Below are 3,179 nucleotides of genomic sequence, written 5' to 3' on the forward strand. Positions count from 1 at the left end.
GTAATTAATCAAACGTATAAAGATTTAGAGATAATATGCATTAATGATGGCTCTACTGATGATTCTCTTGAAATATTGAAAGAATATGCCAATAAAGATAATAGAATAATTATAATAGATAAAAAAAATGCAGGTGTGTCTGCAGCAAGAAATGATGGAATAGATAGAGCAGGAGGAGAGTATTTATTTTGTATTGACAGCGATGATTATATAGATAATGATTTTATTGAAGTTTTTTATAACAATGCCAAAAAAAATAATAGTGATTTAGTAGTATTAAGTACTTTTTGGAATTTGGATAAAAGAGTAAATAAAGATTATCATTCTGCACTTCCTACATGTTCAATGTTTATAAAAAAATCTATATTAGACTGTCATAAATATTTAAGATATCCTTTGAATGTTCAGCCTGGAGAGGATGGTATATTTTCGCATGAACTTTTAATGTATACTGATAATGTCAGTTTTGAATATAATACAAATTATCATTATGTAAAAAGGGCAGGGCAGGATTCACAAAGAGCTGTTAAAGAGCCTAAAATATTATTAGTAGCTATACCTAAATGGTTTGAATTATTGGAAGAATTTTACAGTAAATATAATTTTTGGGAAAGCAAGTCATTATCTTTTGCCAAATATATTGAAGGAGAAGCGTTTTTAGCATTTAGAACAAAAAATTTTACAGCTGATGATGAGAGAAAAATTTTTGATATTATAAAAAATACTTTGAATAAAGCTTTAAAAAATATTAATAAAGATGATTATAACAAATATTTTTCAAAAGAGTTTATTGTTTTTATAGAATCTAATACAATAAAAGAATATTACAGTAAGATTAAATATAAATATAATTATATTAGATTTACAATATTTAATAAAGATGTATCAATACGCTATAAAGAGAATAGATATAAATATTATAAAAATGATGAATGATAATATTAAAAATTATGAAAAATATTGTATTTATGCTGTTTGAAAAAGAATTATAAATAGTTGAGTTTATTATATTCCGGTATAAAATATAGGCAATAGGTTTGGGAGATATAATATGTTTAAGTTATTAAAAATTATAGTATCATGCGTTTTGCTGATATTTGTACAATATACTGCTTATTCTGAGCTTGGAGGTTTTGAACTAATAATAAATTCTCCAATAGGTGCAGGCATTACATTAGTTGAAAAAAATCCTGCAGTTTCAGGCAATCCTAAAGGAGGAGGTAATTTTCAAATAGGCTTGGAGGCTGATATTGGATACATGTTTCAGATAAGAGATGATATGGGAGTTAGTTTATTAGGTTCATTAGGCTATCGTTACAGCGGTTTTAATTATTCAAAAAATAATGAATCTGAGATTTACAAGGCGTATGTTAATGATTTATATTTAGGATTCTATCCAAAATTCAATATAAAAGGATTTTCTATAGGTATTAATGTAGGAGCTAAGTTTACACTTCCTTCAAAATTACATTATAAAAGAGAGAATTATTCAAGAGAAATAACTTATATGGATAATCCTAGAACATATATAAGAGGTATTTTTAATTATTCAATATTTTTTAAGGATAATATGGCTTTTAATGTTGGATTTTATATAGGATATGACTGGGGATTCTCTTGGTCTGATACTTTGCCTGACATTAATGTTGTAAAAGGTGAAAGTTACGGTAATATTGATGTAGGCGTTCAAATAGGATATAGGCTTGGACCTAAATTCTAAAGGCATACATTTATATTATATATGCCTTTAAAATTTATAATAATTACTTTTTAGTTATTTCTATACTCCATTTAGGACCGCTGTAAACTTTATATTTTTCAGAAAAATTTCCCATATTAACAGCAATAGAAAAATTAAGCTCAGAATTAAAATAAGCCATATTATCTCCTTCAGGAACATCTCCGAAAGTATTTACAAGTTTAATATCTCCATTCCATACCAAATTACCATCATTATAAATTGAGGCATTTAAAATATCTCCGATTTGAACTCCATTATCAAGCATTAATTTACGTGGAAGCAATGTCCATACATTTCCATATTGAATATCTAGTATAGGAATATTAGCATAGAATTTACCATTTTCAAATCTTGCTTTTTCATAATCTATTTTTGTTATATTAGTGCCTAGAGATTGTCCAACTTGTTTAAAACTGATTTGCTTAGATGCTAATTTAGCAGCAGTATATACATAAACATCTCTGCCGTGAAAAGTATATGATTCATCAGAATTTTTTAATCTATTTACAGCTTCGTCAATTTCTCTTACTTCTTCTATACCTAAACTTTCTGCTACAAAAGTTAATGCTCCGTTATCAGGAGTTACAAAATAGTAATTATTAGTAGTTTTCATTACAACAGATTTTCTATCCGTACCAACTCCAGGATCTACAACATTTACAAATACAGTACCTTCAGGCCAATATCTAGCTGTTTGATCAAGTCTTAATGCAGCTTCCCAAATATTATATGCAGGTATTTCATGTGTAAGATCATAAACTTTTAAATCTTTATCTACACTTAAAGCCACTCCGTACATACTTGCAACAGCATTATCTTTTTTCCCAAAATCTGTTTGTATTGCTAAAGGAGCTTTCTCTGTTCTAGTATCGCAAGATATTAGTATTGTATAAAATAATAATATGATTAATAGTATTTTTTTCATTTTATATCCTTAGTTTAAGCTAGCATAATTGTAAAAAATTAAGGGCATAAGAATGAACTTATGCCCTTAAGTATGTGTTTTTAGTTAATTACTTAGTTTTAGCATTTAGAGCTTCTTTTTGTCTTTTAATTCTTCTTAAAGCTCTTTTACGCTTAACTACTTTTCTGTGCTGTTTTCCCACATTATCTCCTTTATATTTTTATTATATTTTATTATTAGAACCTAATACATTATTGATTTTATGCATGTATAATTTTTTCATCTCATCGCGAGCAGGTCCTAAATATTTTCTAGGATCGAATTCTTTAGGGTCATCATGGAATATTTTTCTAATAGCAGCAGTCATAGCAAGTCTTGAATCGCTGTCGATGTTGATTTTACAAACTGCACTCTTAGAAGCTTCTCTTAATTGCTCTTCAGGAATACCTATAGCATCATCCAATTTACCGCCGTTTTCATTGATCATTTTTACATACTCTTGAGGTACGCTTGAAGAACCATGAAGTACGATAG

At 27.6% G+C, this 3,179-nt stretch carries 4 protein-coding genes; 2 read left to right on the forward strand and 2 right to left on the reverse strand.

What is annotated here, in order from left to right; genetic code table 11:
- On the forward strand, nucleotides 1-936 hold a 936-nt coding region (locus Q0J90_RS01955; RefSeq protein ID WP_297276308.1), incomplete at its 5' end, for a glycosyltransferase.
- Nucleotides 937-1,051: 115 nt separating this feature from the next.
- Nucleotides 1,052-1,720 (forward strand): hypothetical protein, encoded by a 669-nt coding sequence (locus tag Q0J90_RS01960; protein ID WP_297276309.1) that lies wholly within the window; start codon nucleotides 1,052-1,054, stop codon nucleotides 1,718-1,720.
- A gap of 43 nt (nucleotides 1,721-1,763) precedes the next feature.
- On the opposite strand, the gene Q0J90_RS01965 is transcribed toward Q0J90_RS01960, so the two are convergent.
- Together Q0J90_RS01965 and Q0J90_RS01970 are read right to left on the reverse strand one after the other, a co-directional pair.
- Nucleotides 1,764-2,666, reverse strand: coding sequence for an S-adenosyl-l-methionine hydroxide adenosyltransferase family protein (locus tag Q0J90_RS01965; protein WP_297276310.1), 903 nt, complete (start codon nucleotides 2,664-2,666; stop codon nucleotides 1,764-1,766).
- 202 nt (nucleotides 2,667-2,868) lie between these two features.
- The coding region (locus tag Q0J90_RS01970; RefSeq protein WP_297276311.1) for a class II fructose-bisphosphate aldolase at nucleotides 2,869-3,179 on the reverse strand (311 nt) is incomplete at its 5' end.

This window comes from uncultured Brachyspira sp. (genome assembly GCF_944390595.1).
Taxonomy (GTDB): Bacteria; Spirochaetota; Brachyspiria; order Brachyspirales; family Brachyspiraceae; genus Brachyspira.

Excerpts from the sequence above, each read along its gene's own strand:
- Q0J90_RS01960 (WP_297276309.1), top strand. The coding sequence starts at position 1,052 with ATGTTTAAGTTATTAAAAATTATAGTATCATGCGTTTTGCTGATATTT.
- Q0J90_RS01965 (WP_297276310.1), bottom strand. The coding sequence starts at position 2,666 with ATGAAAAAAATACTATTAATCATATTATTATTTTATACAATACTAATA.